At 60.2% G+C, this 23,053-nt stretch carries 21 protein-coding genes; 6 read left to right on the forward strand and 15 right to left on the reverse strand.

Annotation, left to right across the window (positions count from 1 at the left end):
- The 3 genes from GA0061103_RS29615 to GA0061103_RS29625 form a co-directional block, all read right to left on the reverse strand.
- Positions 1–417 (reverse strand): EthD domain-containing protein (locus GA0061103_RS29615; protein ID WP_167376667.1); only part of this gene is annotated, 417 nt, incomplete at its 3' end.
- 163 nt (positions 418–580) lie between these two features.
- Entirely contained in the window at positions 581–1,390 is an 810-nt protein-coding gene (locus GA0061103_RS29620; protein WP_092717929.1) for an IclR family transcriptional regulator, read from the reverse strand.
- Complete coding sequence (locus GA0061103_RS29625) at positions 1,387–2,160, reverse strand: IclR family transcriptional regulator (protein WP_092717932.1); 774 nt, start codon at positions 2,158–2,160, stop codon at positions 1,387–1,389. Before GA0061103_RS29625 ends, GA0061103_RS29620 begins: the two co-directional genes overlap by 4 nt.
- A gap of 484 nt (positions 2,161–2,644) precedes the next feature.
- Here GA0061103_RS29625 and GA0061103_RS29630 point away from each other — a divergent pair, with 484 nt between their 5' ends.
- The 5 genes from GA0061103_RS29630 to GA0061103_RS29650 all read left to right on the forward strand — a co-directional run bounded on the left by GA0061103_RS29630 (position 2,645) and on the right by GA0061103_RS29650 (position 7,348).
- Complete coding sequence (locus GA0061103_RS29630; protein ID WP_092717935.1) at positions 2,645–4,345, forward strand: FAD-dependent oxidoreductase; 1,701 nt, start codon at positions 2,645–2,647, stop codon at positions 4,343–4,345.
- A gap of 75 nt (positions 4,346–4,420) precedes the next feature.
- Positions 4,421–5,119 carry a CoA transferase subunit A gene (locus GA0061103_RS29635; protein ID WP_092717938.1) on the forward strand — a complete coding sequence of 233 codons (699 nt, stop codon included), beginning with the start codon at positions 4,421–4,423 and terminating at the stop codon, positions 5,117–5,119.
- A gap of 9 nt (positions 5,120–5,128) precedes the next feature.
- On the forward strand, positions 5,129–5,755 hold the full coding sequence (locus tag GA0061103_RS29640) for a 3-oxoacid CoA-transferase subunit B (protein ID WP_092717941.1): 627 nt from the start codon (positions 5,129–5,131) through the stop codon (positions 5,753–5,755).
- Between the two features lie 15 nt (positions 5,756–5,770).
- Complete coding sequence (locus GA0061103_RS29645; RefSeq protein ID WP_092717944.1) at positions 5,771–6,952, forward strand: acetyl-CoA C-acetyltransferase; 1,182 nt, start codon at positions 5,771–5,773, stop codon at positions 6,950–6,952.
- A 15-nt stretch (positions 6,953–6,967) separates the two neighbouring features.
- Entirely contained in the window at positions 6,968–7,348 is a 381-nt protein-coding gene (locus GA0061103_RS29650) for a carboxymuconolactone decarboxylase family protein (protein ID WP_092717947.1), read from the forward strand.
- Positions 7,349–7,408: 60 nt separating this feature from the next.
- Here GA0061103_RS29650 and GA0061103_RS29655 read toward each other — a convergent pair whose 3' ends face one another.
- From GA0061103_RS29655 to GA0061103_RS29685, 7 genes are all read right to left on the reverse strand, one after another.
- Positions 7,409–8,503, reverse strand: a complete 1,095-nt coding sequence (locus GA0061103_RS29655) for a substrate-binding domain-containing protein (RefSeq protein ID WP_092717951.1) — start codon at positions 8,501–8,503, stop codon at positions 7,409–7,411.
- A gap of 127 nt (positions 8,504–8,630) precedes the next feature.
- Positions 8,631–9,413 carry an LLM class flavin-dependent oxidoreductase gene (locus tag GA0061103_RS29660; protein ID WP_245304900.1) on the reverse strand — a complete coding sequence of 261 codons (783 nt, stop codon included), beginning with the start codon at positions 9,411–9,413 and terminating at the stop codon, positions 8,631–8,633.
- Between the two features lie 228 nt (positions 9,414–9,641).
- Complete coding sequence (locus GA0061103_RS29665) at positions 9,642–10,286, reverse strand: SOS response-associated peptidase (protein ID WP_092717958.1); 645 nt, start codon at positions 10,284–10,286, stop codon at positions 9,642–9,644.
- Positions 10,287–10,327: 41 nt separating this feature from the next.
- The gene (locus GA0061103_RS29670; protein WP_092717961.1) at positions 10,328–10,993 is read right to left on the reverse strand and encodes an SOS response-associated peptidase family protein; all 666 of its coding nucleotides are present in this window, start codon (positions 10,991–10,993) and stop codon (positions 10,328–10,330) included.
- A 10-nt stretch (positions 10,994–11,003) separates the two neighbouring features.
- On the reverse strand, positions 11,004–14,270 hold the full coding sequence (locus GA0061103_RS29675) for an error-prone DNA polymerase (protein ID WP_092717964.1): 3,267 nt from the start codon (positions 14,268–14,270) through the stop codon (positions 11,004–11,006).
- The gene (locus tag GA0061103_RS29680) at positions 14,267–15,781 is read right to left on the reverse strand and encodes a Y-family DNA polymerase (RefSeq protein ID WP_208603582.1); all 1,515 of its coding nucleotides are present in this window, start codon (positions 15,779–15,781) and stop codon (positions 14,267–14,269) included. Before GA0061103_RS29680 ends, GA0061103_RS29675 begins: the two co-directional genes overlap by 4 nt.
- Positions 15,699–16,457 carry an ImuA family protein gene (locus tag GA0061103_RS29685; protein WP_092717969.1) on the reverse strand — a complete coding sequence of 253 codons (759 nt, stop codon included), beginning with the start codon at positions 16,455–16,457 and terminating at the stop codon, positions 15,699–15,701. Before GA0061103_RS29685 ends, GA0061103_RS29680 begins: the two co-directional genes overlap by 83 nt.
- A 761-nt stretch (positions 16,458–17,218) precedes the next feature.
- Between GA0061103_RS29685 and ligD (GA0061103_RS29690) the strand changes: the two genes are divergently transcribed.
- Entirely contained in the window at positions 17,219–19,888 is a 2,670-nt protein-coding gene (gene ligD, locus GA0061103_RS29690) for a DNA ligase D (protein ID WP_092717972.1), read from the forward strand.
- Positions 19,889–19,900: 12 nt separating this feature from the next.
- Here ligD (GA0061103_RS29690) and GA0061103_RS29695 read toward each other — a convergent pair whose 3' ends face one another.
- The 5 genes from GA0061103_RS29695 to ku all read right to left on the reverse strand — a co-directional run bounded on the left by GA0061103_RS29695 (position 19,901) and on the right by ku (position 23,043).
- On the reverse strand, positions 19,901–20,176 hold the full coding sequence (locus GA0061103_RS29695) for a hypothetical protein (RefSeq protein ID WP_092717976.1): 276 nt from the start codon (positions 20,174–20,176) through the stop codon (positions 19,901–19,903).
- A 9-nt stretch (positions 20,177–20,185) separates the two neighbouring features.
- Positions 20,186–20,485 (reverse strand): DUF982 domain-containing protein, encoded by a 300-nt coding sequence (locus tag GA0061103_RS29700; protein WP_092717979.1) that lies wholly within the window; start codon positions 20,483–20,485, stop codon positions 20,186–20,188.
- A gap of 73 nt (positions 20,486–20,558) precedes the next feature.
- A complete protein-coding gene (locus GA0061103_RS29705) occupies positions 20,559–21,032 on the reverse strand; it encodes an Hsp20 family protein (protein WP_092717982.1) in 474 nt (157 codons plus the stop codon).
- 170 nt (positions 21,033–21,202) lie between these two features.
- Entirely contained in the window at positions 21,203–22,234 is a 1,032-nt protein-coding gene (gene ligD / locus GA0061103_RS29710; protein ID WP_092717985.1) for a non-homologous end-joining DNA ligase, read from the reverse strand.
- Positions 22,231–23,043, reverse strand: coding sequence for a non-homologous end joining protein Ku (gene ku / locus GA0061103_RS29715; RefSeq protein ID WP_092717988.1), 813 nt, complete (start codon positions 23,041–23,043; stop codon positions 22,231–22,233). Before ku ends, ligD (GA0061103_RS29710) begins: the two co-directional genes overlap by 4 nt.
- Between the last annotated feature and the right edge of the window lie 10 nt (positions 23,044–23,053).

A 23,053-nucleotide genomic window follows, 5' to 3' on the forward strand; every position in this document is an offset into this window, starting at 1 on the left:
ATCCTGGAACTGCTGCATGCTGGTATCGCTGCGCTTGCGGATCAGCGACATACGCTTTGCAAATTTTCCGGATCGGGGCGGCTCGACAACGACATTCTGGAACGCCGTCAGGATCGCAATTCCTCCGAGGAAATTCTCTTCGTCACTCTGGAGAGCCCTGATCTTGGTCTCATCCGAAAAGCCGCGTGTCTCGGCCAATGACGGAAAGAAGAGCTGGGCCATGCCGTCGACTTCGATCGCAACACGCTGGTAATCTATACCCTTCTGGCTGCGATCCACGACATGGTTCTGGATGTACCCATTCAGTTCGGGCAGGGTCGATCTCACGACCTCTGCATGCGTTCCTCGCCAATAGGAGCTGAATTCCTCTGGCGAAAGATCCTGTCGCCGCGTCAGCAGGCCGAAACGTACAATCATATTGATACTCCTCCTTGCGTAAGGCATCTCCCATGCCTTCGGACGTACGCACAGACTACGTCCGCACCGCAATCGATGTTTGCCTAAAACAAATCGATGTGTCAATAACGCATTAAACATTCCCTGAGGAGGCAAGAGGGCTCGGGCGCGTCGCCAGCTGCATTCATCGCAGCGGAACGTGACCGTGCTCGAAAGAGAGCCGTCTCGTCACAGCGAGAAGCTTTTTCACAGTGGGGCCATTTGGGTCTATGTCGAGGTGTGTCTCCGGTCCGATCAAGGTCACCGCCATTTGAACCTGCCCGGTGTGATCGATAACCGGCGCGCCGACTGCGGCGATACCGGGCACCGGACGAGGAAAAATCGTCGCGAAGCCTTGCGATTTTACCTCTTCGATTTCATCGACGATGTCGGCATAAGCGCGTGTCTTGCCGACCCGGAGCGTCTTTCCGCCTTCACGCATTTCTGCGCGGATTGCCGCCTTGATCGTCGCTTCCGGCATATTGGCAGCAAAGACCATGCCAGCTGCCGTGCCTGAGACCGAGTAGACCGTCCCGACGTTGGTGTTGATATAGTTTTGGTCGATACCCTTGCGGATCTGGACGACGGTCGGCCCGAACGAGCCCCATACGCTTACGGCAACGGTAAGGCCCGTTTCTTCGGATAACGCTTCCACCGCAGTTGCGGCAGCCTTCATAGCATTGAAGCTACGCATCCTGCCTATGGCGAGAAGTAGCGAATAGGGACCAAGCCGATAGCGACCGCTGGCCTCGTCCTGTTCGACCAGGCCCATGCGTCTGAAACTGACAAGGTAGGCATGAGCTTTCGTCGGTGGCACCCCTGCACGTTCTGCGACTTCACGAAGCTTCAGCGGCTCCGTAGCTTCGAGAAACGGCAGTAGAATTCCAAGGCCGACCTCGACGGATTGCACGCCACGGGCATCGAGGCCATTGCGCGCTTGTATCTTGTCGCTCATTTCAGTTCACCCCGCGACAACTGCTCGGATATGCGCAACAAAGCTAGGATGGGAACCCCAGCCGGATTGAGGTCGAGGTTGCTTGAATCGCCAACGACGGTGATGACGGCGATGACTTCGCCATTCGGCAAGCGGACCGGCGCCGCAATCGTATCGATATCGGGAACCGGCTCACTTCTGGTTACAGCATAGCCTGTCTTCCGGACCGTCTCGAGCTCGTCGTCAAATGCCTTGCGCGCCGCTTTCACAGCCTTCTTGTCGCCCGTCGTCTCGGAAAACTCGCCATCGATGATGCGATCGATACCTGCCGGGCCACCAAAAGCTGCAAAAACGCGACCCGCGGCGGACCCGAGGATCGGCAGCGCCATTCCAGGCCTGAGGTTGACGTTTAACGGATAATTTCCCGTCTGCACTTGTAAGGCCGTCGGCGCTCCTACCCCCCAGACCACAAGAGCGACCATCAACCCAAGCTCAAGTTCTAGCTTAACCGTTGCATCGCGCGCCGCGCGCAATGGCGCGAAGCTCGCAACACGGGCAAGGCCCAGACGAATGGCAAGTGGGCCAAGCTGATACCGGCCGGTCGCGCCGTCCTGCTCGATCAAATCGAGGCGGCGAAAACTTGAAATGTACGCATGCGCCTGCGCTGGCGGCAGATCCGCGATTGCCGCAAGGTCTTTGAGCATCATCGGGCCGTCCGCATCGACCAGCACAGACAGCAGCCGACCGCCGATATCGATCGACTGGATCCCACGCCCTTCCCCCTTAGCCATTAAAGTCCTCGTTCTTCAAGAATTTCCCTTGCTCCCATGAACCTCTTTTAAACCGCAGCTGACGGTTTGGGTCAACTCGACGGCGAGACGATCAAAAATTTCCTATTGACAAATCGGTTCGTTATCAAAGAATGTGGGGGTCGAATGAGGCGAAGAATTCCTTCTCCTCATGGGTGGCGCGACGGGAGTGTGCCGCGAGAAGATGGTTTGGAGCAGAGCGCTTTGAACCGAAAGGGAGGAAAATTATGCACCGAAGTCTTCACCCGCTCGCGGATGATAACGTCCCAATTTCGGGCTGCGTCGGCGAATTCGACTCGTCATGGCTGCGCTTCGAAGGCTTGGACGGTTTCGCGGTCTGCTTCCCCAATCACTCTCCCCGCTAAAATCCAGATTGTGTCGCGCGCGCCGTTGGTGCCGTGAACATCGGACGGCTCTTTTCCCGCGCAGCCTTTGCCGCGCGCATAGCTTAACGAAGGATCATGTCATGAAGCGTTACGATTGTGATGTTTTGGTTGTCGGCTCTGGAGCGGGCGGCCTCGCAAGCGCTGTCGCAGCCGCCCATCGCCGGCTTAAGGTTCTCGTAGTCGAAAAGGAGCCCGTTTTCGGCGGCACGACCGCGCGCTCTGGCGGCTGGATGTGGGTTCCCGGCAACGCCCCGGCGAAGCGGGCCGGCGTTGTGGACAGCGCCGAAAAGGCACGCATCTATCTGCAACACGAGACGGGCACACATTTCGACGCCCCGCGCATCGACGCCTTTCTAGAGGCGGGTCCTGTCGCCGTCGACTTTTTCGAGCAGAAGACCGCGCTGAAATTCGATCTTGGACCGACCTTCTCGGACTATCATCCTGATGCACCCGGCGGAATGCCCGGCGGTCGCTCGATCGTTGCCCAGCCTTTTGACGGCCGTGAACTCGGCAAGGAGATCAAGCGGCTACGCCCGCCGCTCTGGGAGATCACCTTCCTCGGCATGATGATCGGCTCCGGCAAGGAGCTGCTGCATTTCTTCAACGTGACCCGTTCGCCGGTCTCCATGTGGTATGTGGCGAAGCTTTTCGCGAAATTCGTCCGTGACATGGCTTTCCATGGCCGCCCGATGCGGCTTCTGAACGGCAATGCCCTGATCGGCCGCCTGGCAAAGTCCTGCATGGACAAGGACGTACCGATCTGGACATCTAGCCCGGTCAAGGACCTCATCAAGGACGATAGCGGCCGCGTTATCGGCGCCCGCGTGGATAGCCCAAACGGGCAATACGAAGTCTATGCGGCGAAGGGTGTTGTTCTGGCTGCGGGCGGCTTCCCGCAGGATGCGGTTCGCCGCAAGGAACTGATCCCGCATTCACCTTCCGGGCACGAGCATGTGTCGCCCGCCCCTCCCGGAAATACAGGCGATGGCCTGCGGATGGGCGAGCGCGTCGGAGCCATTGTCGATACCAGTCTTCCGAACGCAGTGGCGCTCGTCCCCATTTCTCGGCCGCTAAAGCCGGATGGGACGCTTGGAACTTTCCCGCATTTCGTCGACCGGTCGAAGCCGGGCGTCATTGCCATTACCCGCTCGGGCCGCCGCTTCGTCAACGAGGCGAATTCCTATCACGATTTCTGCCAGGCAATGATCAAGCGCTGCGCGGAAGAAGGCGGCGAGCTTGCCGCCTGGTTCATCGCCGATCACCGCACATTCCGCAAATACGGCCTCGGTTTTGCCAAGCCCGCTCCCGTTCCCTATGGAAAGCTGATCGAGAACGGATACCTGATCCGTGGCGAGACCCTGCAGGATCTGGCGGAGCAGCTCGGCGCCGACGCCGCCCAGCTAGAGCGCACCGTTTCGGAGTTCAATAAGCATGCGGAGAAGGGGGAAGATCCTGAATTCCACAAGGGATCTACGGCTTACAATCGCTCGCTCGGCGATCCAGAACACAAGCCCAATCCCTGTGTCTCGCCTATCGCAAAGGGCCCATTCTATGCGGTCCGGCTTTACGTCGGCGATCTCGGGACCTATGCGGGCCTGAAGACAAACGAGAACGCGCAGGTGCTCAGCGGCGACGGCCGGCCGATCACCGGTCTCTACGCTGCCGGAAACGACGCCGCCAGCATCATGGGCGGCAATTATCCGGGCGGCGGCATCACGCTCGGGCCGGCAATCACCTTCGGTTACATCGCGGCACGGCACATGGCGGGCGCAAACGAATAAGTTCCAGCAGGGAAAGCCGTGGCGCGACCGGTCGCGCCACGGCTTCATTCTCTCATTTTGGTGACGGAGAGCACAGTGCAGAAAATTTACAGCGGTGCCGAAGCGGCCCTCAAGGGGCTGCTTTTTGACGGCATGACGATCGCCGCCGGCGGATTCGGCCTTTGTGGCATCCCGGAGCTTCTGATCGCCGCCATCCGGGATGCTGGCACGAAACAGCTGACGATCGCCTCCAACAATGCCGGCGTTGATGGTTTTGGCCTCGGCCTTCTTCTTGAGACGCGTCAGGTCAGGAAGATGATCTCCTCCTATGTCGGCGAGAATGCCGAATTCATGCGACAATATCTGAGCGGCGAACTGGAACTCGAATTCAACCCACAGGGCACGCTTGCGGAACGCATGCGGGCGGGGGGCGCGGGCATTCCCGGTTTCTATACCCGCACCGGGGTTGGCACCGTTATCGCCGAAGGCAAGGACCATAAGGAATTCGATGGCGAAACCTTCATTCTCGAGCGCGGCATAGTAGCCGACCTGTCGATCGTAAAGGCCTGGAAGGCGGATACGACCGGCAATCTCGTCTTCCGCAAGACAGCGCGCAATTTCAATCCTCCGGCGGCCACATGCGGGCGGGTCTGCGTTGCCGAGGTCGAGGAAATCGTTCCGGCCGGCAGCCTCGATCCGGACCTTATCCACCTGCCGGGGATCTACGTTCACAGATTGATTCAGGGCGAACACGAGAAGCGCATCGAACAGCGCACCGTCCGCAAGCGCGTATAAGGGAGAAAGCTGATGTGGGACCGCAATCAGATGGCTGCACGGGCGGCCAAGGAACTGCAGGACGGTTGGTACGTCAACCTCGGTATCGGCATTCCGACGCTCGTCTCGAATTACATCCCGGAGGGCGTCACGGTGACGCTGCAGTCGGAAAACGGAATGCTGGGCATGGGCCCCTTCCCGTTCGAGGGCGAAGAGGACGCCGACCTGATCAATGCCGGCAAACAGACGATCACGCAGCTCGCCCATACGAGCTATTTCGATAGCGCGACCAGCTTCGCGATGATCCGCGGCGGCAAGATCGCCATGGCGATCCTCGGTGCTATGGAAGTATCCGAGGGCGGTGACCTCGCAAACTGGATGATCCCCGGCAAGCTGGTGAAAGGCATGGGCGGCGCCATGGATCTTGTTGCCGGCGTCGGCCGTGTCGTGGTGGTTATGGAGCATACGTCGAAGAGCGGTGAGAGCAAGGTTCTCCGTCATTGCTCGCTTCCGCTCACTGGCGCCGGTGTGGTGGACAGGATCATCACCAACCTCGGCGTCCTGGACGTCGTCGAGGGTGGGCTGAAGATTGTCGAGCTTGCCGATGATGTGTCCGAAGCCGATTTGCGGCAGGCAACCGAAGCAACCATTGTCTGATCGAGGAGCGACAGCATGACCAGCCATCCGATCGTCATCGCGAGCGCGGCGCGAACTGCCGTCGGCTCGTTCAACGGTGCCTTTGCAAATACGCCGGCCCATGAACTCGGCGCTGCCGTAGTTAGGGGCGTGCTGGACCGCGCACAAGTCGACGCGGCCGAAATCGACGAGGTCATTCTCGGGCAGGTGTTGGCCGCGGGTGAAGGACAAAACCCCGCCCGGCAGGCCGCAATGAAATCCGGCGTTCCGCAGGAGGCAACCGCGTGGGGCATGAACCAGCTCTGCGGCTCAGGCCTGCGGGCCGTTGCGCTCGGCATGCAGCAGATCGTCGTCGGCGATGCCGCGATCGTCGTTGCTGGCGGCATGGAATCGATGTCGATGGCGCCGCATTGCGGCCATCTGCGCGCCGGCGTCAAGATGGGCGATTTCACCATGATCGACACGATGATCAAGGATGGCCTTACGGATGCGTTTCACGGCTATCACATGGGAATGACTGCAGAGAATATCGCAAGGCGATGGCAGTTGTCGCGCCACGAGCAGGATCAGTTTGCGCTCTCATCACAAAATAAGGCTGAGGCCGCGCAGATGGCCGGCCGGTTCGCTGACGAGATAATCCCCTTCGTCGTCAAGGGACGGAAGGGCGACGTCACCGTTGATCAGGACGAGTATATCCGCCACGGCGCCACGATGGATTCCTTGGCGAAGCTGCGTCCTGCGTTCGACAGGGAAGGAACGGTAACGGCGGGCAACGCATCAGGATTGAACGATGGCGCTGCCGCCGCGCTTCTGATGCGGGAGGAAGAGGCCGCACGACGTGGGATCGAACCGCTTGCCCGCATCGTCTCCTGGGCGACGGCCGGTGTCGATCCGCAGATCATGGGCACAGGCCCGATCCCGGCCTCCAGGAAGGCGCTGGAAAAAGCCGGATGGTCCATCGGGGATGTCGAGCTCGTTGAGGCCAACGAGGCATTTGCCGCACAGGCCTGCGCCGTGAACAAGGAACTGGGCTGGGATCCTTCCATCGTCAACGTCAATGGCGGTGCCATCGCCATCGGCCATCCGATCGGCGCATCCGGGGCTCGCGTGCTGACGACGCTTCTCTTCGAATTGAGGCGTCGCGGACTGTCGCGGGGGCTGGCAACCCTTTGCATCGGCGGCGGCATGGGCGTCGCGATGTGCGTCGAGCGGCTGTGAGCGGAGCCGACGTGCATGATGGACAGCCCGTTCGAAAATGGTCTGAAGATCCGGCGCGAAGTCGTCGGTGCAGCACGGGTCGAGGAGTCCCTCGACCAAGCCGATGCGTTCAGCCGGCCGCTGCAGGAGCTGACGACATCCTTCGCTTGGGGTCAGGTATGGTCCCGCGACGACGATCTCGACCGGCGGTCGCGATCCTTGCTGACGATCGCCATGCTGATCGCCCTGAACAGGCCGGATGAACTCAAAGTACATATGCTCGGCGGACTGAACAACGGGCTGACACCGATAGAGCTTCGTGAGGCGGTCTTGCATGCCGCCGTCTATTGCGGCTTTCCCGCCGCGCTGGCCGCGATGAAAACGGCCCAGCAGGTGCTTGCCGAACGGCGCGACTGATCCGCCTTCCCTTGCCGAATGAAATGCCGCGGCCAGATCGAGGCCGCGGCGCCGTTCGATCTATTTGAAGACGGCTTTCAGTTTATCCTCCGAAAGCGTGGAGGATAAGTCGGCATCCGGAGGTGCCGCGCGATTGCAACGCGGCGGCTTGCCGGCCTCGGTATCAGCATAAACATAGGGGACGATCACGGTTGGCTCCGTGCTTGCGGTTTCCTGATAGGCTGCCACGCCGGCGCGGACGGCAAAGCGGACCATCGACGTCGCTCCGTCGACAGCGAAGTGCTTCCATCCCTTTCCCGCTGCTTTCAGATCCTCGTATCTACATCCCATTTCGTTGATGCCGTTTATTGTCGCTTCCGGAGGGATCGGCAAACCGGCCTGCTCGTAGGCCTTGGTCGCAGCGATCGTCGCCATGCCGGAATCAGAAACGATCGCGTCGATCTGCGGATATTTGGCAATCAATCCGGCCACGGCCCGCTGCGCGTCGGCAGGGTTCCAGTTGGTGACGATATAGTTCTCATCTAGCATCTTGATACCGGGATAGGGCTTCAAGCCTTCTTTCAGCCCATCTAGAAATTGTTCTGAAGACGTAGCGCCCGGAGTTCCGCCTAGCATCACGATATTGCCCTTGCCTCCGAGAGTCTTGTTCACCCAGTCGGCCCAGAGTTTTCCGATGAATGCCTGATCCTGATAGACATTGACGCTGAAATCCTGTCCCGGCGTTCCGGATATCTTTGAATAATAGGGCACGACGACAGTTGATCCTCCGTCATAGGCCGAGCGATAGGCCGGAAGCGCCGCGTCACCGTAGTCGGTGAAAGTCACCAATACATTCACGCCCATAGACGCCATGCTGTTGAGGTCACTGTTATATTTCTGCTGGTCGCCAAGCGAGTCCGCATAAAGGACATCGGTGACGTTCGAGCATTTGCTCAGCTCGTCCTTGAATTCCGCAACCGCGATTTTTCTCCATGTATTGCTTCCGACCCCGTCGACCAAAGCAACCTTCATAGGCTTCTTGCCGCAAAGCGGTTTTATATCGGCGCCCTTGTCAGACACGACATAGTCTGCCGCTTCTACCGCCGTAGCGCCGACGAGCATCGGTGCCATGCCAGCCGCGCCGGCGATAGCCAACAACTTGAACAGTTTTCGCATTTTTTCCTCCCGAGGGCTGCGATGCCCGTAGCTTTGAGCCTGCTGCCTACCAGCAAAGCGCCTGTTCCTCCGGAGGACACGATATCAATTAAATTCGCTAATGGAAATCAGATTCGGCATTGCTGAACTATACCGGCGACAGAAGTCGGGACAACACGTTATCCGCGAGATCTTCCATCACCTCGAGATATGGACGCCGACTGACCTTCGGATTGAGCGCTGCATGGTTGATCCCGGCCGCCCGGCCCGAATGGAGGAACTCGGCAAGCGCGCGCGACCCGATCCTAATGCCACCGCGGATCTTCTGAAAGGGATGATCCTTGTCGTCGACAAGATCGAGAAATCCGCCAATGCCGACCGGTTTAAAGGCGTTTTCGCCGCAGGTCGATCGCACGAGATCGTGCCAGTCTTCGGCGAACTGCTTGAGATGTTCGCTCGCCGGCGATGCCCCGATAAGCCCATCCATGTTCGCGGCGATCCAGTCAATCGATTGCTGCGCTCGCCCGATCGCGATGGTCGGCGTTTTACCAAATGGCGGCTTCGGCAAGAGATCGAGATGGCCGCTCGATTCGCCGAAGCGGTTGGACTTGAAGGTCGGGAAAGACTGTTGACTGACTTTCCGGTAGACTTCGTAAGCATCCCTGAAACGCTCGCCACGGCTGTCGAAATCGATTCCGAACAACGGATATTCTGCCGGCCTGTCGCCCGAGGAAAGCCCAAGTATCATCCTTCCGTCAGACAGTTGGTCCAGCGAAGTGACCTGCTTGGCGAGGATCATCGGCTCCCTGAGCGGCAGCACGATGCCCGCCGTGCCGAGAGCGATAGTCTTCGTCGCCGCCGCGAGCGTCGCGATGTAGACCAAGGGCTCGAATACTTGGCCGCCGGACCTGATCGAAGAGACATGGGCCACCGCCGATATACTTCTCTTGGAAGCTGGACAGCTGCGGAAATGGTTCGGTGAGCTGACCGGCTTCAGTGCCGGTCGCCAGAACAGAAGCGCTCGCACTAAAGCTCTTGAGCCAACTCGAACCATTGACCTGTTGAAAGGTCTTCGATTAGCTTGCAAAAGTAGGAAGACAGGCCGTGCACAGCGAGAAACACTGCCTCAGCCAATTGGGTGACAGTTCAGCAATCTGGGTCAAAGCAGCAATGGCGCCTCAGGTGCCGATTTCTTTTTCGCCCAGAGCTCGCTTGTCCGCTCCATCGCCACCAACTCCGGCGGAAATGTTCGCTTTTGAAATGCAAGCGCGTCATCGAAGCTGCCGTGAAGCCATTGTTCGTATTCGTCTGCATGCAACAGAACCGGCATGCGATTGTGCACCGGCTGGATCGCTTCGTTCGCGTCCGTCATGACGCCGGAGTAGACCGGACCCCATTCATCGCTGATCCGCCACAACCCCGCCCAGGCGAAGATCGGCTCGTCTTTTAAGGAGAACCAGGTCCGGGTCATCCTGCCCTTTTCACCCTCGGCTTCGGCAAAGCCGGTCACGGGGATCAGGCATCGCCATTGCGGCTTTCGGGCAAGCCCGATCCACATGCCTTTCGCGAGGTCAGCGATGTTGTTGACCGGCTTCGGTTTGGCTTCCGGTTTCATTCCCTTCAGGCGCAACGGGAATCCCCAGACCATCGAGCGAAGCTCGCGAACACCCTCATTCTCCGTCACCACCATACCAGGCGTGCCCGGATACACTTCCTCCGACGCATTCGACTGCACCGGGTTCGGCACGCGAAAGTGCGCGGCGACTTCCGCAGCGGACAGACGGACGGTGTACAAGTTACACATTCTGCAGACCTTTCGACTGGAAACCGAGCACGAGACCTCGGTTACATAAGCATGTTGTCCCGGCGCGGTGAAGCCTTGGCAGGGGAGACTCCGCTTTGCCAGCGGTCACGACTATGCAGGATTTCAAAATCGTCGGATGATGGTGGCTTGCGGAACTGGAAGGCGATGACGTCCTCGATCGGGCCATGAAGCCAGCGGTCGTATTCGTCCGGATTGAGCAAAACCGGCATCCGGTCATTGAACGGCCTGATCTTCTCGTTGGCGGTCATGGTCATGCCGGCAAACACGGGGCCGAAGTCGGGGGTATTTTTGCAGAACCCGGCCCAGGCCATCAAAGGCTGCCGGTTCCTCGAAAACCACGATCGAGTTTTTGACCCTTTGACGCCGTCAGGATTGGCAAAATGCGTGAGCGGGATCAGACAGCGGTATCTGGGGTCGACAACGATGCGGTCCCAGAGCGGATTGGTCAGATCGGCAACGAGGCCGATGCGGCTCGGCGGCTCGCCTTCACGCCGCATGTCGCGTGTCTGTCGAGGAAAGCCCCATGGGATCGACTTCAAGAGCCGCAATCCGTCCTTCTCAAGGACGATCAGTCCCGGAGTGCCTTCGACAGTTTCGCTCGGAACCTCAAGCGTCGGCGCCATGTCGACCGCGAAATGGGCGACAATCTCCTCCAGGCTTTTGGTGACTGCAAACAGGCGCGACACTGTGCTTTCCTCAATGGAAGTTTCTGGATTTGATCTTCAGATTATCGATATGGAGATCAGGGATATAGATGTCACGTGCCTGCACGGCAGGCTTGGGATTATCCCGTGGGTCGGGGCCTCCGCCATGCTTGACCTGATCGCCGCGACCATGAGGAAGCGGGAATTCACCGAGGCCGCCGTCCCGGTTGCCAACGCTTGCGAGATCGGCCGAGAAATCGAACAGGCGCTGGGCAACGAGGTGAACGACCTCGCCTTCCCGCTGGATACGGCCGTTGATAGCCATCATGCTCGCGGTCATCAGGACCCGCCGCTGGCGTTCGAACAGCGATGGCCAGACCACGGAGTTGACGATTCCCGTCTCGTCTTCCAGCGTGAGAAACATCACGCCCTTCGCTGATCCCGGTCGCTGTCGCACCAGAACCAGGCCGGCAGTCCACAGCCATCTCCCGTCGCGTTGTCCCATTGCCTCTGCGCAGGTGACGATGCCTTTGCGGTCGAGGTCCTTTCGGAGAAACGAAACCGGATGCGCTCGCAGGGTAAGACCCGTATGCGAGTAGTCCTCAACGACCTCCCTGCCCTCCGTCATCGATTTCAGGGCTACTTCGGGCTCCTGTATTTCGGCGATCACCTGGGCTTCGCGCTCAGCGGCCGCCGCCCAGAGTTCCAGCGGTCCGTCCCGGAGCGCTTTGATGTCCCAGAGTGCCTGCCGCCGCTCCAGTTGCAGCGATGGCAGGAAAGCGTCAGCTTCTGCCAGCTTGACTAGCGAAGACGGAGATACGCCGGAACGTCGCCACATGTCGTCGGCCGATGCGAACGGCTGGTCTGCCCGAGCCAGGATGATCCGGGCGGCATCGTTGGTGGACAGTCCCTTCACGACGCGCATGCCAAGCCTGACGGCAAACCGGTCTGAATTGCCGATACGTTCCATCGTGCAGTCCCAGCGCGAGCGGTTCACACAGACGGGCCGAACCTCCACACCATGGTTTCTTGCATCCTGGACGATCTGCGCGACGCTGTAGAAGCCCATCGGCTGGCTATTGAGCAGCGCAGCACAAAAGACGTCGGGGTGATGGCATTTGACCCACGAGCTCGCATAGGCGATCAGCGCAAAACTCGCGGCATGACTCTCTGGAAAACCGTAACTTCCGAAGCCTTCGAGCTGGGCGAAGGTCTTTTCGGCGAATTCGCGCGTGTAGTCGTTCTTGACCATGCCGTCGACCAGCTTGTCCTTGAACTTCGAGACCCCGCCCGTGAACTTGAACGTCGCCATGGCGCGACGCAACTGGTCGGCCTCGCCGGCGGTGAAACCCGCACAAGTCATCGCGACCTTCATCGCGCTCTCCTGAAACAGAGGCACGCCGAGCGTTTTGCCGAGAACGGCTTCGAGCTCGGGCGTCGGATACTCTACCTTCTCCTTGCCTTCGCGCCGCCTCAGATACGGATGCACCATGTCCCCCTGGATGGGTCCCGGCCGGACGATCGCTACCTGTACGACGAGGTCGTAAAACGTCCGAGGCTTCAGGCGCGGCAGCATCGCCATCTGGGCCCGGCTTTCGATCTGGAAGGTGCCGAGCGTATCGGCCTTGCGGATCATCGCGTAGGTCGCCGGGTCTTCCTGCTCGACATCGGCGAGACCCATCGGAATGTTCTTTTGCTCCTTCAGCAGCTCGAAGGATTTCGCCATGCAGGTCAACATGCCGAGCGCGAGCACGTCGACCTTCATGAATTTGAGGGCCTCGATATCGTCCTTGTCCCATTCCACCACCTGACGATCTTTCATGGTCGCGGGTTCGATCGGCACCAGATCGTCGAGCCGGTCCTGGGTCAGCACGAACCCCCCCGGATGCTGGCCGAGATGGCGGGGCGCGCCCATCAGTTGGGCCGAAAGGTCCAGCGCCAGCTTCAGGCGGTAGTCGGCGGTATTCATGTTGTTATCGATGAGCTGTTTTTCACCGACGCCTTCCGACCAGCCCCAGACCCCCGAGGAAAGCTGGGTGAGCAGATCTTCAGGCAGCCCCAACGCCTTTCCGACATCACGAAGTGCGCCCTTGGCGCGGTAGCGGGTGACGGTGGAACAGAGCGCCGAGCGTGAGCGGCCATAGGTCGCGTATATCCACTGGATGACCTCCTCGCGGCGGGCGTGCTCGAAATCGACGTCGATATCCGGCGGCTCGTCGCGTTCCATCGAGACGAAACGCTCGAACAGCAGGTCACCCGTTTCCGGGTTGATGCTGGTGATGCCGAGACAATAGCAAACGGCCGAATTGGCCGCCGACCCCCGCCCCTGGCACAGGATGCCTTGCGACCGCGCAAACCGCACGATGCTGTAGACGGTCAGGAAGTACGGGGCGTATTTCATCACGCGGATGAGTTCGAGTTCGTGGAGGATCGCCTTGCGGACCTTGTCGGGGATCCCCTCGGGGTATCGGTTAGAGGCGCCCTCCCAAGCAAATTTGGTCAGCGACTGCTGCGCGTCGAGCCCTGGAACCAGAGCTTCCTCGGGATACTGGTACTGCAGCTCGCTCATGTCGAAACGACAGCGGTCGACGATTTCACGCGTTCTTGCCAACGCCTCGGGATACTCCGAGAACAGCCTGTGCATCTCCTCCGGCGCCTTCAAAAAGCGATCGGCATGCCGCTCGCGGTCGAAGCCGACGCTGTCGATGGTCGTCCGGTTGCGGATGCAGGTGACGATGTCCTGCAGCTGCCGGCGGCTGGGGTCATGAAACAGGACGTCATTGGTGATGACCGTTTTGACCTTGTGGCGTGCGGCCATGTTCGAAAGATTGTGAAGCCGGAGGCGATCGTTGGGGCGACGGCGCAGGCAGAGCGAAACGTAGGCCCTGTCTCCAAAGATCGCAGCGAGCTTCCTGAGCTGGCCCGCAGTGGTCTCGTCGGCCTCATCAGGGATAAGGATGGCAATCAGGCCAGCGCTATAGGCTTCCAGGTCCGACAGATCGAGGATGCACTTGCCCTTGCCGCCCCGGCTCTTACCGAGTGAAAGCAAGCGGGTCAGTCTCGAATAGGCTGGCCGGTCGGTCGGGTAGACCAGGATCGACAAGCCATCGGAAAGATCGAGCCGACAGCCGACAACAAGTCTCACGCCCGTGGTCTTTGCCGCTTCCCAGGCGCGCACGATGCCGGCAAGCGAGTTGCGATCGACAACGCCCAAAGCATCAATGCCAAACGCTGCCGCGGTCGCGAACAGTTCCTCCGCGGAACTGGCACCGCGTAGGAACGAGAAATGCGTGGTGACCTGAAGCTCGGCATATCTCATCCGAACACTCCATGCAGAAACCACAGGTGCGAGCCCGTGTCAGTGTCCACCCCGTCGCCGGCGCGATAGACCCAGTAGCGTTCGCCGACCTCGTCCTCGACGACAAAATAGTCCCGGACGGCGGCATGTTCTCTCGGACGAAGCCACCACTCCCCGAATATCCGCTCCGGCCCGTCCGCGCGCTTCACCCGGCGGCGCTTTCCCCGCCAGGTGAATACGGCCGGGGGCTGATCGGGGAGCAAGGAAGTTACGTCGATCCGCTCCGGGTTCGCCAGTAGCCGCGACGGCCTCGGCCATTTTGCGGCCCATGTCGCTCCAGTCTCGTCTGCCGTCGGGCCGATGCGCATCACCGACCGTTCGGGAACGTCGGAGGCAACGGGCGTGACCCTGTATAGACGCTGACCGCGGTTACCGAGAATGTCCACAAGCGGCGTCACGTCGACGACGGGCTCTTCGATCAGAGAGGAAGCGGCCTGCCGCTCCTCGAGTGGCTCTGCCATGATGGCGACAAGCACCAGACGTTCAATGCCGAAGCCCGGGTCGATTTTCTCGATGCGGTCGCAGAGAAGTTTTGACAGTCGGGCGGGGTCACGCACCGGTTTTGCTAAGCCGGCTCGGATGCATTGGCGGGTGTTGTCGACGCGGTGGATGACGAGATCGGAACGCCTGACGCCGAGACCGCGTGTCTCCAGCTTGGTGGTCAGTTCGCCGACCAGTCGGCGCACATATTTGGCGATCGTTTCCGCCGCGCCGATCGGCTCCTGAAAGTTCTTCGCTGCCTCGACAAGCTCCGGAGTGCGCAGGGGTTCGATGGGTTCCGCCATCCGCCCAAAGAGCTGATCCAGCCGCCGACCGACTTCGGGGCCGTATCGCAGCGTCACGGGCGCGCGCGGCATTGCGGAGAGTTCGCCGACCGTCTCGACGCCCATCACCCGCAGTCCATGGATTGTGTCTGGTGGAAGACGCAGACAGTGGATCGGCAGGCCAGTAACCGCTTTCGCAACGCCGCCAACCGGGACAACCGTCGTTTCCGCCGACGTCATGCGGGTGATCGCATGCGCTGCTCCCCAGGTATCGGCAACGGCGGCACGAGCGGTTAGGCCCCGTCCTCTCAGGCCGTTGACCAAGCCGGAAATCAGCAGATCTTCGCCGCCCTGCAAATGATCAGCGCCTTCGGTATCCATGACGATACCGTCCGCGCCATCGACGGCAACGACCGGGCTATACTGGCGTAGCGCCCACAAAGCGAGGCGCTCAAGGGCAGCTGCGTCGGCGCTGGGGTCAGCATCGATCATCGTGAGGTTGGCGACCACGGCCTGGGCCTTGCTCGCCGGCATGCCGACCTTGAGGCCGAGTTTGCGCGCGGCGGTATCGGCAGCCGAGATCCAGCGTTTCGACCCCGATTTGGAAATGACGACGAGCGGCTGATCAGCTGGCACGGCTCCCTCTCCATGCCGACGTATCCGGTCTGTTGGCAGAGTGGGGAAGTAGACACACACGACCCTTGGCATCACAGGCTCCTATTTCAAACTCAGCACACTCGCCTGCTTTCACGCGCATCAATTCCAACAGCCATCGGGCCCGGCCAACTCCTGCCACTGGCAGTTCCTCCGACGGAAGCACGCTCACCCTCCACCGTGTCGTCGAGGCCGTTGGATTGCCGAAGTCCGACGCTTCCGTCTGACGCCGCCATCTGCGGACAACGAGCCCCATGGTTCCTGTCTTTTCGGCAGCCAGCTGCAGCCGCCGGGATGCCACCATCGGCAATCGCACGAGCTCCCCGACCACTGCTGCCAGCCCACCAAAGGAAAGTCCCTCTTCCATGGAAGCCAGGACATCCTCCTCCTTGTCGCCTTCGCAGAAGATCACGCGGTCGGGATGTAGGCCGGCCTGGGCGACGGCGGGGAAAAACAGGTCAGGTCTCGTCAAGCACCAGAGCACCTTGCCTTTCGAGCGCGCGGCAATGCCGGCGGCGAACAACGCTGCCGCCGCGCCATCCACAGTGCCAGAGCCGCCACCGGCAATTTCATGCACGGCGCCATAGGCCAGCCCGCCGCCCGGTAGCCGTTTGTCCATTTGGGGAACGCCGAAGGGAAGCACGACGGCTTTTCTTGACGCACTCCCCTCCAGATGCGCGATCCGGTCTCTGAGTTCCTCGATCATCCGAGGATTGTAGGCGCGCGACATCGTTCACGGACCTCCTCGGTTCGCGTTGCATGGACCTCATGTCCCCGAAAATTGTTGACGTTCTTCTTTTGTTCCGTGTTCTTGAAGGAGTCAAGCCGGTCTTAATGAGCTTATTTAGCCTCCGCTAAAGCGGTGTGGGCGAAATGATGAAACGAATCAGGAGCCTAGGCAGTGGGAGCCAAGTGACTCTGCGGCCTCATTTTTTTCGCGTTTTGCACAAGGACCTGAAAGATGCCGCGGCTTGACACCGGCCGAAACGAAAAAGCCTGCCGCGGGAGGAGGTGCGGCAGGCCTTCCGAAAATATCCGAACAGCAACTGGGAGGAGGAGTGTTGCTGTTCCCGCAAACGCCCTTGGGAGGAGGAGAGGACGTCTGCCTATCGAACCGACGCGGGAGGAGGTGCATCGCTTCGATGAGCACATCATACGGGTTCTCCCCGCCTATTAAATAGACTTTACTGCAGCGCAGTTATGCCGAGAGCGCATACCAATTCCGGCTGGTAAGGTCGATCATTCAGAAGAGATGGCGCTCCTGTCCAACTCCCCCTGCTCAACTCCATGGAACAAAACGATTATCTCTTGCCTTTTGATTGTTGAGGTCGCGTGCTGTGTCAACCGGACGTGACAGAGATGACGAACGCGATGATTTTTCCGGTTTCTCATCGCGGCCAACGAAACGGCAGCCGAGCGTCTTACCTGTCCGGCCCGCGCCTCGTCCCGTCTTCATCCGAGACGGGAGGCGGATTTTTCCCGGGGACAGCCATGGCCAGCGACAAGCTCTCGACCTACAAGCAGAAGCGCGATTTTCAGAAGACGCAAGAACCGAGCGGCGCAACGAAGCTGAAGGCATCGAACCGCAGGCGCTTCGTCATCCAGAAACACGACGCCACGCGGCTGCATTACGATCTGCGGCTCGAACTCGATGGCGTCTTCAAGTCCTGGGCCGTCACCAAGGGACCATCGCTCGATCCGCACGACAAGCGGTTGGCGGTCGAGGTCGAGGACCACCCGCTCGACTACGGTGACTTCGAAGGCTCGATCCCCAAGGGACAGTATGGTGGCGGCACGGTGATGTTGTGGGATCGCGGCTATTGGGAGCCGGAAGGCAACAAGACGCCCGACCAGGCCCTCGCCAAGGGCGACTTCAAGTTCACCCTGGAAGGCGAGCGGCTGCATGGCAGCTTCGTTCTGGTGCGGATGCGCAACGACCGCGACGGCGGCAAGCGCACCAACTGGCTGCTGATCAAACATCATGATGATTTCTCGGTCGAGGAGAACGGCGCGGCCATTTTGGAAGACAACGCAACCTCCGTCGCCTCGGGTCGGACGATGGAAGCGATCGCCGCCGGTAAGGGCAAGAAGCCGAAACCGTTCATGATCGAGAGTGGCGAAGTCCAGGCAGACGCGGTCTGGGACAGCAATCACGGCCTTGCAGCGGAAGAGCGCAAAGCCGAAACCACAGCCAAGAAGAAAGCGCCGGCCAAAGCTGCCAAAGCAGCGAAATCCGCAATGCCGGACTTCATCGCGCCGCAACTCTGCGAAACGCGCGAGCGTCCACCTTCGGCGGACGGCTGGATCCATGAGATCAAATTCGACGGATACCGCATCCAGATGCGAATCGAGAATGGCAAGGTGACGCTCAAAACCCGCAAGGGCCTCGACTGGACGGCAAAGTACCCGGCAATCGCCGAATCCGGCGCCGCGCTTCCGGACGCTATCATCGACGGCGAGATTTGCGCGCTCGATGACAACGGGGCGCCGGACTTCGCCGCGCTGCAGGCGGCGCTGTCGGAAGGCAAGACGGATGCGCTGGTCTATTTTGCCTTCGACCTGCTGTTTGAAGGCAATGAGGATCTTCGACAACTGCTGCTGACCGAGCGAAAGGATCGGCTGCAGAAACTGCTCGATGACGCTGGCGAGGATCCCCGCTTGCGCTTCGTCGAGCATTTCGAAACCGGCGGAGATGCCGTCCTGAAGTCAGCCTGCAAGCTGTCGCTCGAAGGCATCGTCTCGAAGCAGGCGGATGCTCCCTATCAATCCGGCCGCACCGAGACCTGGGCCAAATCCAAATGCCGGGCCGGCCATGAAGTCGTCATCGGCGCTTACGCCACGACCAACGGCAAGTTCCGCTCGCTGCTGGTCGGCGTCAACCGCGGCAGCCATTTCGTCTACGTCGGCCGTGTCGGCACGGGCTATGGCGTCGGCAAGGTCGACGTCCTGCTGCCCAAGCTGCGCGCGCTGGAAACGGCCAAGTCACCATTTACCGGTATCGGGGCGCCGAAGAAGGATCCTAACGTCGTCTGGGTGAAGCCGGAACTGGTGGCGGAAATCGAGTTCGCCGGCTGGACCGCCGACGGGCTCGTCCGCCAGGCGGCCTTTAAGGGACTGCGGGAAGACAAGCCAGCAGGGGAAGTCGTCGCCGAGAAGCCGGTCGAACCAGCTGAGGTGGAAACGCCCGATCCGGAGACACAGGCCAAACCCAAACGGCCCGCAAAGACGCCGCGCAAAGGCGGCAAGGAAGATGTCATGGGCGTGTTGATCTCCAACCCGGACAAGCCGCTTTGGCCGGACGCCAATGATGGCGAGCCGGTCACGAAAGTGGAACTGGCTCGTTACTACAAGGCTGTCGGCTCTTGGCTGATCGATCATATCAAGGGCCGGCCGTGCTCGATCATCCGGACGCCTGACGGTATCGGCGGCGAGCAGTTCTTCCAGCGACATGCGATGCCGGGAACGTCGAACCTGCTCGAATTGGTAACGGTCTTCGGCGACAAGAAGCCCTATCTGCAGATTGATCGCGTCGAGGGTCTTGCGGCCATCGCCCAGATCGGCGGCGTCGAGCTCCATCCCTGGAATTGCGAACCGGGCCAACCGGAAGCGCCCGGTCGTCTCGTCTTCGACCTTGATCCCGGTCCGGACGTCCCCTTCTCCACCGTGGTCGAAGCCGCTCGGGAAATGCGCGACCGGCTGGAGGAACTGGGCCTTGTCAGCTTCTGCAAGACCACCGGTGGCAAGGGTCTGCACGTCGTAACACCGCTGGCGGTGGCGAAGGGCAAAAAGCTCACCTGGCCGGAGGCGAAAGGGTTCGCCCACGATGTCTGCCAACAGATGGCACGCGAAAACCCTGATCTTTATCTGATCAAGATGGCCAAGAACCAGCGCAACGGCCGGATCTTCCTCGACTACCTGCGCAATGACCGCATGGCGACCGCTGTTGCGCCTTTATCTCCGCGTGCCCGTGCCGGTGCCACCGTATCGATGCCGCTGACATGGGCTCAAGTGAAGACAGATCTCGATCCGAAGCGTTTCACCATCCGCACCGTGCCGGCTCTTCTTGAGAAGACGAGCGCCTGGCAGGATTATTGCGACGGACAGCGTTCGCTGGAGCAGGCAATCAAGCGGCTCGCCAAGTCGATGAAGCAGGCCGCCTGAACGCGCAAGCCATCAAAAACCGTAGCGCCGATCGAGCTCTCCCAGCGCAGCCTGCACCTCATCGATCGAGACTGGAGTTGTTCCCGGTAGCTGACGAAGGGCAGGCTTGGAATCGACGGCGTAAAAGTCCGAAGCCCAAGCGGCGAGGACCGCACGCTTATCGTCAACTGAAAGAGCACGCACTCTCACTACGTCGATCGGTCGCCGAAGCTGCATGCCCTGAAGCAGGACCGTCGGTCCCATCGCCATCGCATTGTTGGTGGCCTGCTGGAGCAAATCGTGCATCATCCCACCACCTCACTGCACATGAGGATCTTTGTCTCGCCGCAAGCGCGTTGCGGCGATCACATTGGTTTCAGGCGCAAGCAGATCATGCTTTGCGGCAAAAGCTGCGAACAAGCCCCGCGCGGTTTCCGCTTCGATCTCGCCGCGCAGCGCGGCACTGCATGCCTTGAGCGCGATCGAATGCGCGGTGTCCCGGCTTGAGGCCGGCCACTCTGAAAGATGCCGGTAGGCGTCCATCACGCCGCGAACCTCTGCCGGAAAGCCGAGGCCGACTAGAATGGAAACTGGCTGTCTGAACATATCGGGTTTCATCGTTCTCTCCTTCCCAACCCGGAATGTCGATGGGCGCCGTCGCGACGGCGCCCCTGTTGAGGGACAGTGTCGATTAAGCCGCCTGCTGCGCTTCGATCTGTGCCGGAGGTGCAGATGCCAAAGCTGGGGCGCTTTCGATGGTAATTTTTCGCGGCTTTAGTGCCTCCGGGATCTCGCGAACCAGATCAATCGACAGTAGACCGTTGCTCAGGTCCGCTCCGTTTACCCGGACATGGTCGGCAAGTTCGAACCGGTGTTCGAATGGACGGCCGGCAATACCGCGATGCAGATAGCCGTCAGCAGCCGCCTCCTGCTTCTTGCCCGCGACGGTCAGAAGGTTGGACTGGAAGGTGATGTCGAGATCGTCCTGGGCAAAGCCTGCCACAGCGATAGAGATCCGGTAGGTATCATCGCCCGTCTTGACGATGTCATAGGGCGGCCAGTCACTGATCGAGCGGGCGCGCTGGGCATTTTCCAGAAGGTTGAAGACCCGGTCGAAGCCGACGCTCGAGCGGAAGAGAGGTGCATAGTCGTAAGATGTTGCCATAGCCATATCCTCCTTGAAGCAACATGGGTACAGAAGCGCCGAAAGCGGCGCTCCCAGCAAGGCCAGCCCTGTCATCAGCGGCTGGCGGCAAAAGATTTGGTTTTGGAGAATTTGCGATTCAAGAGCGGACAGAGAAAAAATTCGGCACTTTTTTCGTCACCAACACTGGCTCAATCAAGCTCATGGACTGCGGCATTATCCTGGACCTCGCGCAAGCCCTTGTAGGACGCATGCCGAAGGTTGCCGTCGTCGGTCCAGCCGCGGAATTCGATCTCGGCGATCAGCGTCGGCTGCGCGAAGACATAGTTCTTGCCTTTGAGCGGAACGACCGGCGTCCTCGTTTTCAGCATGTCGAGCGTCTTCTTCAAATAGGTGGCGTCCTTTTCCTTGAAGCCTGTGCCGACGGCACCGACATAGATCCAATCATGGCCGCGCCGGGCAGCCAGCAGCAGGCTGCCGATCCCGCCGCGTGCAACGGCTGACTGTTCGTAGCCGACGATCATGAAGCTTTCACTCTGAATACATTTGATCTTCAGCCAGTCGCCGGTCCTGCCCGAGCGGTAGGGACGATCCCGGTGCTTGGCGATGATGCCCTCCAACCCAAGCGAGCGAGCGTTCTCCAGGAGCTCGGCGCCGTCACCCTGCACCTCCTCGGAAAGCTGTATCGCGCCAACGGCTCCGTCGAGCAGATCTGTCAGGAGATGCCGGCGGACAGAGAGTTCGGTCTTCGTCAGATCATGTCCGTCGAAATACAGGAGATCGAAAGCAAAGAGAACGGACTCGGTAGAGGTTCGTTTACCGCCACGTCCGCCGAGCGATCGCTGAAGGGCGCCGAAGTCGGAGCGGCCTTGCGCATTGAGCACGACGGCTTCTCCATCGAGAATCGCGGTTCCAACCCCGAGCTCTTTGGCAGCTGCCGCAATCGCGGGAAAGCGATGTGTCCAGTCATGGCCGCCCCGCGTGATGATCCGCACGCCCTTCGGCTCGATGTGGATCGCCAGACGGTACCCGTCCCACTTTATCTCGTATGACCAATCCGGTCCGACCGGTGGAGCTGCCTTTAGCAAGGCCAGGCATGGCTCAACCCGATCGGGCATCGGATCGAAGGGAAGGTTCGGCTGCGCCGGATCGCGCTTTCGACGCGGCTGCGATTTGGCGGAAAGACTGTCGTCCTGCAGGAGGGGCTTGGAGGGTCTTTTCATTTGCCCGTCCGGGCTTCAGCGGCGACCGACTTCTTCAAGGCATCCATGATGTTGATGACGTTACTCGGGGCGGGCGCCGAGGCCGGTGCTTTCGCCTTGGCCTTTGAAGGCTTCTTCAGCGCCTTCTTCTTATCGGCAATGATATCGAGCAACCGATCCTGCACCGGATCGATCACCATCTTCGGATTCCAATGCTGGGTCTGCTTTTTGATCAGTTGCTGCACCAAGGGCATCATCTCGCTGTCTGCCGTCTCATCACCGATCCCTCCAAAATAGGTGTCCTCGTCACGGACTTCATCCCCATAACGTAGCGTCCAGAGAACGATACCCTTGCCGCGTGGCTCCAGCATGACGGCGCGCTCCCGGCGGGTGATGACCAGCCGGGAGATGCCCACCATGTCCTGGGACTCCATTGCATCGCGAATGACCGAGAACGCCTCCTGACCAACCGGATCATTCGGGGACAAATAATAGGGAGTGTCCAGCCAAATCCACTCGATGCTGTCTCTCGGTGTGAAGGTGGAAATATCGATGGTCTTGGTGCTGTCGAGAGCGACGTTTTCGAGCTCCTCGTCTTCCAGCATGACATAGTCGTTCTCGCCGCGCTGGTAGCCCTTGACTTCGTCCTCGTCCTTGACCTCTTTGCCGGTCACGGAATCCACGTAATGGCTGACCACCCGATTTTGAGTTTCCCGATTGAGGGTATGGAAGCGAACCTTCTCGTTTTCGGAGGTCGCCGGCATCATCTGCACCGGGCAGGTGACCAGCGATAGCTTGAGATAGCCTTTCCAGTAGGGACGGACAGCCATCGTATCCTCC

Origin of the sequence: Martinezella multihospitum (assembly GCF_900094585.1) — a bacterium.
Taxonomy (GTDB): Bacteria; Pseudomonadota; Alphaproteobacteria; order Rhizobiales; family Rhizobiaceae; genus Rhizobium; species Rhizobium multihospitium.

Excerpts from the sequence above, each read along its gene's own strand:
- GA0061103_RS29620 (WP_092717929.1), bottom strand. The coding sequence starts at position 1,390 with ATGAGCGACAAGATACAAGCGCGCAATGGCCTCGATGCCCGTGGCGTG.
- GA0061103_RS29625 (WP_092717932.1), bottom strand. The coding sequence starts at position 2,160 with ATGGCTAAGGGGGAAGGGCGTGGGATCCAGTCGATCGATATCGGCGGT.
- GA0061103_RS29630 (WP_092717935.1), top strand. The coding sequence starts at position 2,645 with ATGAAGCGTTACGATTGTGATGTTTTGGTTGTCGGCTCTGGAGCGGGC.
- GA0061103_RS29645 (WP_092717944.1), top strand. The coding sequence starts at position 5,771 with ATGACCAGCCATCCGATCGTCATCGCGAGCGCGGCGCGAACTGCCGTC.
- GA0061103_RS29650 (WP_092717947.1), top strand. The coding sequence starts at position 6,968 with ATGATGGACAGCCCGTTCGAAAATGGTCTGAAGATCCGGCGCGAAGTC.
- GA0061103_RS29655 (WP_092717951.1), bottom strand. The coding sequence starts at position 8,503 with ATGCGAAAACTGTTCAAGTTGTTGGCTATCGCCGGCGCGGCTGGCATG.
- GA0061103_RS29665 (WP_092717958.1), bottom strand. The coding sequence starts at position 10,286 with ATGTGTAACTTGTACACCGTCCGTCTGTCCGCTGCGGAAGTCGCCGCG.
- GA0061103_RS29675 (WP_092717964.1), bottom strand. The coding sequence starts at position 14,270 with ATGAGATATGCCGAGCTTCAGGTCACCACGCATTTCTCGTTCCTACGC.
- GA0061103_RS29680 (WP_208603582.1), bottom strand. The coding sequence starts at position 15,781 with ATGCCAAGGGTCGTGTGTGTCTACTTCCCCACTCTGCCAACAGACCGG.
- GA0061103_RS29685 (WP_092717969.1), bottom strand. The coding sequence starts at position 16,457 with ATGTCGCGCGCCTACAATCCTCGGATGATCGAGGAACTCAGAGACCGG.
- ligD (WP_092717972.1), top strand. The coding sequence starts at position 17,219 with ATGGCCAGCGACAAGCTCTCGACCTACAAGCAGAAGCGCGATTTTCAG.
- GA0061103_RS29695 (WP_092717976.1), bottom strand. The coding sequence starts at position 20,176 with ATGATGCACGATTTGCTCCAGCAGGCCACCAACAATGCGATGGCGATG.
- GA0061103_RS29700 (WP_092717979.1), bottom strand. The coding sequence starts at position 20,485 with ATGAAACCCGATATGTTCAGACAGCCAGTTTCCATTCTAGTCGGCCTC.
- GA0061103_RS29705 (WP_092717982.1), bottom strand. The coding sequence starts at position 21,032 with ATGGCAACATCTTACGACTATGCACCTCTCTTCCGCTCGAGCGTCGGC.
- ligD (WP_092717985.1), bottom strand. The coding sequence starts at position 22,234 with ATGAAAAGACCCTCCAAGCCCCTCCTGCAGGACGACAGTCTTTCCGCC.
- ku (WP_092717988.1), bottom strand. The coding sequence starts at position 23,043 with ATGGCTGTCCGTCCCTACTGGAAAGGCTATCTCAAGCTATCGCTGGTC.